Source organism: Mucilaginibacter sp. P4_G9 (assembly GCF_056400985.1).
Genome location: NZ_JBFUKF010000292.1, coordinates 1 through 6,291 on the forward strand (window position 1 = coordinate 1; position 6,291 = coordinate 6,291).

The following is a 6,291-nucleotide window of genomic DNA, read 5'->3' on the forward strand; positions in this document are numbered from 1 at the left end:
CCCAGGTGGTGGCTTCCGCATGCCCGTTTTGTATGACCATGCTTACAGATGGCGTAAAACTCAACGAAAAGGATCAGCAGATACAGGTGCTGGATATTGCCGAGATCACTGTTAGGGCGAATGGGCTATAATGTTAGGCATTAATTATATAATTACCGAAGCTGGCTGTTTACAGGTTAAACATTACTTTAGCCAATACCATGCGCCCAGGTATGGCGTACGAGCTTGACGTAAATACATTGGCAGATAAGTATAACGCGGTATAGTTTTTTACATTGAACAGGTTTTGACCGGTTAGCTCCACATCAAGTTTAGTTTTGTTGAATTTGTAACGGATAGATGCATCTGCAAAAAAATATTTGAGGTCATTAGCCTGCTGCTGGTGGGTATAATAGTGGTCGGCTGAAAAATTAAAGAACAGCGTACTAAGCGGGTTATAATTTACAGACGCCGTTTGTATCAGCCGCTGAAATTTTGAACTGGTACTTATAGCCGGCGACTTACTGGTGGTTTGACTATAGTTAGCTTTATAGCTCACTGTTATAACATTACTTACCTTGGTTTCGGCACCTGCGTTTAAGGTTTTAGATATTGTGTAAAAAGGTAATATCAAGCCATTTTGCACCTGGTTTAATTTAGCGGTTTGCCATAAAGCGCCCCCGCTGAAGGTGGTGTTTAAATCAAAAGCGTATTTACTCGCGTAACCACTTACCGTCCAGGCATCCATATTGTTATTATAAGGCAATACAATCCGTTGCTGTATGTTATTGGTTAAAATACTGGAGGCGATATTGTTAGAATAGATATGACTATAAGCGGCATTCAGGCTAAAAAAGAATAAGGTAATGGCCTTCCGATAATTAAAGCCCAACCCGGCGTTCTGGCTCTGCCGCTCGGTTAAAGCTGCGCTGTTGGCATACAAGGTACGGTAGTTAGTAAGTATATAGCCCCGGTACACATCCTGTATATTGCCAATGTTATTACGCAGGCTGTAATTCAGTGTAAAATAGTTTTCAATACCACTTTGGTATTTAACCGATAGATGCGGGTTAAAATACAAGCGGGTAAGGCTGTTATCCAGCTGATAATGCGGATCATTATAGTGCGTTCGCTGCAGGCTAAGTGGTAGGGTCACATTAATTTTAAGAATTTTGCCTGGTATATCATAGTCTGCTTCGGCATACAATTTATTGCGCGACCAGCTTAAACTGTTAAGGGAACTATCAGATACCAGGTTGCTTGTATTGTTCAGCTGTGTAACTGTTAGATCGGTGTTTAATTTTTGTGATTGCCCGCTGAAGCCTGCTTTAAAACTTTGCGTTAAATATTGCCCCGGTATTTTGTATGAAATATAATTATTTGTAAACCAGCCCGGGATATTAACCTTTTGAGTAAGCAGCGAATAATTGATGCCGTTGTTAAATATACCAGGATTCAAATTTGGCTCAATCACCCTGTTTTCCGGTTCGGATGTGCGGTTAATGTAACTGTAAACCTCCACAATTTTATTTGATTTAAAGGTTTGCATAAAATTAAGCTCGTTCGAAAAATCAAGCAGATTATCCTTAAAAGTCTGGTTTACGGGCACCCCATTGCTATTAAGGGCAGAGTACGCGGTGTTATGGCTGTAATCCGTAACCAGGTTATCATTCAAAAAATATTTGCTTTTATTAATATTAAGCGTAAACTGGCTGTGTATCAGATCGGGCCGGCGTTTATTGCGTTGCACTTCGGTATAACGTATAGTATCACCGGGCAGATATACCTCGCTAAAACGCTGGTAATCCTGGTGCTGGTTATCGCGCAGATAGGAGATATTGGCCCGCAGCTGCACATCTTTTTTAAGGTTGACCAGGTTATTCAGATTCACAATGCCCGACTGGTTAAACAAATACCTGTTACGCAGCAAATCAGGATCGCCCGCTGTACCTAATGAAAGTACGGTACCGGGTTTATCATTATCTATACGTTGCATGTAATCTGCCGCATTATGCGATACCAGGTCGCCTGCTACATCAAAGCCTGTATTGTTTCCTTTAACATAATTAATAGCCTTGTATTTATCCTTAAACATCATAGCGTTCAGGTCTTCATAATACTTTCCCGGCAGCCCCGCTCCTAAGGTTTCCTGGCCTATCAACTGTAGTTTAGCATCTTTTTTAATAGTGAGGTTTAAGGCAACATCCTCACTTACCTCCTTATCCTTCAGCATTTTTATAGGTTGATGATTTTCCATTACCTGCACCTGGTCAACCACCCCATTGGGGATGGTGCTGGTGGCAATATTGTATTTATCATCCAACAGGTTATCGCCGCCGATGTAGAGGTTTGATATAGCCTTACCATTATAGCTTATCTTGCCATCTTTGGCCACGTCTATCCCCGGCAGCTTTTTAATTACATCGCCAATTACTCTATCCTGCGGACTGCTAAAATCAGATACCTTGTAGCTCAGGGTGTCGCCGCTGGTGCGAATCCGGGGCCGGTTATCTTTAACGGTAACCGTTTTTAACTGGTGAACCGCGGTGGAGAGCTTAAAGTTATAAGGTGTTGTAAAAACTGTTATCGGTTGTATCTTCTTTTTAAAACCTATGCAGCTTACTTCAAGGGTAAGGCCATTCTTATCAGCATCAGCAGGCAGGGTTAAATTATAAGCCCCGTTTACGCCACTGGTTGTATAGGCAATTATAAAGTTATTACTACCTTTCAGATTGATGCTGGCATAACCCAGGGGTTTGCCCAGGCTATCTGTAATGGTGCCTTTTATATTTTGGCCAAGGCATAGCACAGCCACGAGCATACATAAAATGAATGCCCCGGCGCTTTTATGTAAAAAACTCATTTCTTTTCGGGTAGTTCTATTGGGTTGTTAATCACTGGGCCGTTTCCATTTACCACTATCCTCATCTGGTCACCCGGACCAGGGCCTGAACCATTTGCGCCTCCAGATCTCATATTCATACCAGAACCCGCCACAGCCGATTTAGYAAATGCATTAGGATCCTTACGCATCGCTTCCTCCAGGCGCTTAAATTCCTTTTCGGTGGTTTTAACAGCATCGGTTGGCAGTGCAATAATATTGGGGTCAGCGTCATCTTCCATCCCGATCATTCTAACCGTTAACCCACCTGTGGGCGCAGGTGCACCGGCTGCTGTTTTGGGAGAATTGCTCTCTTCTTCCATGCCATCAAACTTAAACACCACGTCTTTCCGGGCATCATAGGCTTCAACAATTAAGCCGGGCAATCCGTTTAATTTCCAGGGGCCGGTATGAAAAGGCAGATCAGGGCAAAACCAGGCTGTATAATCACGGCCTTTAAAATGCCCCATGGCTTTCTGGCAATGCAGTCCCGCAAAACTGGCCGTATCGTTGCTGATCTTCCAGCTGATAGCCGGCATTGGTTCCTCTATCAGGTAAGCTGTGATGAGCCTTTCTTTACGAACCAATTTATTCTGCAGCGGAAACTGGTAAAATTCATTCCGGGTTGATTCTCCCCTGCTGGTCACTTTTATATTTATAGGGCCGCCATTTCCTTTTTGCTCGGCAACCTGGTCGGCAACTTGTTTTTTCATCAGGGCCTCCTGTATTTTGCGGTCATAACTTTTGTAAGCACTTGAGGTTGCTCCCACAAACAATATCATGTTTTCGGTATAGGGTTTATCGCGGTTGGTGGTATCTCGCAGGTGCGAAAATTTATAATGAACAATCGCTTTGGCGGTATCAGGCTTTTGAGCCCTCACACTAAAAATAACGAGTGAAAAGGCAGTGAAAAGAAGAGTCGATTTTTTCATGATGATCAGGATAAGTTTTTATTAAACGGCTTAAATTATTTTTGACAATTCAAATATAACTAACAAAATAGTTTTACTACGAACTTTTCGTAGAATTAACACTTTTTAACAAATGCACATGACTTTGCCATTGGTTGTTTTACCCAGAAAGTGGAATAAAAGACTTTCTGGCAGGTTTATTTTCATATGGATTTGATGTTATTGATTTACACTATTACCTTGCAGCCGTAATACAACTATAAAAACCCCAAAATGAAGCAAGGACTTTTAATTGATATGGACGGTGTGATCTACAGCGGAGAAGAGCTGATTGCAGGAGCCGATAAATTCATTAAACAACTAATAACCAATAATATACCTTTTGCATTTATGACCAACAACAGCCAGCGCACAAGCCTGGAGGTGGTACGTAAATTAAAAAGGATGGGCATAACTGTAGAAACCAAACATGTATACACCAGTGCAATGGCTACCGGCAAATTTTTGGGTGACCAAAGCCCCAACGGTACAGCTTATGTGCTGGGCGAAGGCGGGTTACTAACCAGCCTGCATGAAAACGGCATCACGCTGGTCGACTCGGACCCTGAATTTGTAGTTTTGGGTGAAGGCCGGAATTTCACACTCGAGATGGTACAACGAGCGGTTGATATGATTCTTGCTGGCGCAAAATTCATCACAACCAACAGGGACCCATCACCAAAAAAACCGGGATGGAATAATTTGGGTATAGCAGCTACAACAGCGATGATTGAAGAAGCAACAGGCCGAAAAGCATTTGTTACCGGCAAACCAAGCCCAGTGATGATGCGGTCGGCCCGGAAGTTCCTTGGCCTGGAAACCGCAGAAACAACCGTAATTGGCGACACCATGGAAACAGATATCCAGGGTGGTGTTCAAATGGGCTACAAAACTATCCTGGTATTGTCTGGGATATCAAATAAAGAGACGTTAGGCAATTATGCTTTCAAACCAGATATGATTGCAAGCTCGGTAGATAAGATAGTTTTTCCTTTAAAATGGTGGTAAATTTCAAGTAATCGAATAGTTATCCTGTAAAAATCACCCCTTCTTCTATTATCGTTTTACCTGTGTGTGTGATAATTTCGTTACTTTTACTGAGCGCCCGGAGGCAATGCATTACAAGAAATTGTTTTTAATTAGCTGTCAACTTTGAATACACATGAGCTTGTTCACTTAATCCGATTTAACAATGATGAGTCGGCATTTAACGAGCTTTACAAAGCACAGGTGATTAAACTTTGCCAATTTGCAAACTCTTTCCTGGGTGATAATGAAGCCAGCGAAGAGATAGTGAATGATGTGTTTGTAAAGATTTGGCTTAACCGCAACACCCTGGATAAGATCAGGAATCCACAGGTATATTTGTATGTGGTTGTAAAAAACGCATGCCTGAATCATATCCGGAGCAATTCATCCAGGATGACCCGTGAATTGAGTATTGCCGAATCTTTTTATTTTCACCTCAATGCAGATCCTGCACAATTACTTATCAGCAAGGAGCTTCATACCGAGATTATCAACGCTGTTAACAGCCTTCCCCCCCGCTGCAAACTCATCTTTAAAATGGTAAAAGAAGACGGGCTTACCTGCAACGAAGTGGCGTCGATACTCGAATTGTCTAATAAAACAGTATTTGCCCAGTTATCCATCGCGATAAAAAAACTCGAAAGCATCATCAGGTAAGCTTCCTCCAAATTTACCGTGTATAATTTAATGCGAAACAGATTTTAATTTTATTTTAAAATCTTTTAGGAAAATCTTAATTGTTTGGTGTCTTTATAATCAGATTAGCTATAAGTATGGGAAAATCAAGGTTTATTGAGCTGATGGCCAAAAGCATGGATGGGTCGGCCAGTAAAAATGAATTAAATGAACTCGAACTGTTTTTAAAACAGTATCCAGGATACAAAAAGATACAGCACGTAACAGATGCCTTAACGGGTACACTTAAACAGGAGAATACTATTTTACAGGAAAAAGATGTAAACAGCAGGCTTGATGCGCTATGGGTGAAGATCAAAAGCTTGGAAGGATCAGAAACTGAAGGTTTAAATGACAATATAAAACCGTTTAATTACCGGAGATGGATAAGTGCAGCGGCGGCAATAGTTGCGCTTGCTGTATTAAGCTTTTTATTTTATAATAATCAGCATCCAAATCAGCAGATTATTGCGGCATCTATAAAAAGAATTGATGTGCCTTTTGGTGAAATGATGCAGGTTACTTTATCAGATGGTACCAAAGTTAAACTTAATGCAGGGAGCCATTTTACATATCCATCTGTTTTTTCGGATGCGCAACGGGAAGTTAATTTAGAAGGGGAAGGTTTTTTTGAAGTAACTAAAAATCCAAAGAAACCATTTTTGGTACACACCACCGGGTTTACGGTGAAGGTTTTAGGTACCGTGTTTAATGTAAGGGCTTACCGCGACGATAAATCGACCGAGACAACTTTATTGAAAGGTAAAGTACAGGTAG

The 6,291-nt window shown here is 41.4% G+C and carries 5 protein-coding genes and 1 pseudogene; 4 read left to right on the forward strand and 2 right to left on the reverse strand.

The annotated features are described in order from the left end of the window. Nucleotides 1-131 (forward strand): annotated as a pseudogene (locus AC1DPZ_RS19850) ((Fe-S)-binding protein); the annotation flags it as partial. Nucleotides 132-169: 38 nt separating this feature from the next. Here the strand turns inward: AC1DPZ_RS19850 and AC1DPZ_RS19855 are convergent. Together AC1DPZ_RS19855 and AC1DPZ_RS19860 are read right to left on the reverse strand one after the other, a co-directional pair. Then, nucleotides 170-2,842, reverse strand: a complete 2,673-nt coding sequence (locus AC1DPZ_RS19855; protein WP_477406630.1) for a hypothetical protein — start codon at nucleotides 2,840-2,842, stop codon at nucleotides 170-172. Further along, nucleotides 2,839-3,792: a GLPGLI family protein gene (locus AC1DPZ_RS19860; RefSeq protein ID WP_477406632.1), complete on the reverse strand. Its 954-nt coding sequence runs from the start codon at nucleotides 3,790-3,792 to the stop codon at nucleotides 2,839-2,841. The genes AC1DPZ_RS19855 and AC1DPZ_RS19860 overlap by 4 nt, the downstream gene beginning before the upstream one ends. A 252-nt stretch (nucleotides 3,793-4,044) precedes the next feature. Between AC1DPZ_RS19860 and AC1DPZ_RS19865 the strand changes: the two genes are divergently transcribed. From AC1DPZ_RS19865 to AC1DPZ_RS19875, 3 genes are all read left to right on the forward strand, one after another. Further along, entirely contained in the window at nucleotides 4,045-4,818 is a 774-nt protein-coding gene (locus AC1DPZ_RS19865; RefSeq protein WP_477406634.1) for an HAD-IIA family hydrolase, read from the forward strand. A gap of 144 nt (nucleotides 4,819-4,962) precedes the next feature. Continuing rightward, on the forward strand, nucleotides 4,963-5,496 hold the full coding sequence (locus AC1DPZ_RS19870) for an RNA polymerase sigma-70 factor (protein WP_477406636.1): 534 nt from the start codon (nucleotides 4,963-4,965) through the stop codon (nucleotides 5,494-5,496). A 116-nt stretch (nucleotides 5,497-5,612) separates the two neighbouring features. Then, nucleotides 5,613-6,291, forward strand: a 679-nt coding sequence (locus tag AC1DPZ_RS19875) for a FecR family protein (protein ID WP_477406638.1), incomplete at its 3' end; no start/stop codon positions are given.

Bases quoted from the DNA above. Each gene is read 5' to 3' on its own strand.
- AC1DPZ_RS19855 (WP_477406630.1), bottom strand. From the start codon at position 2,842: ATGAGTTTTTTACATAAAAGCGCCGGGGCATTCATTTTATGTATGCTC.
- AC1DPZ_RS19865 (WP_477406634.1), top strand. From the start codon at position 4,045: ATGAAGCAAGGACTTTTAATTGATATGGACGGTGTGATCTACAGCGGA.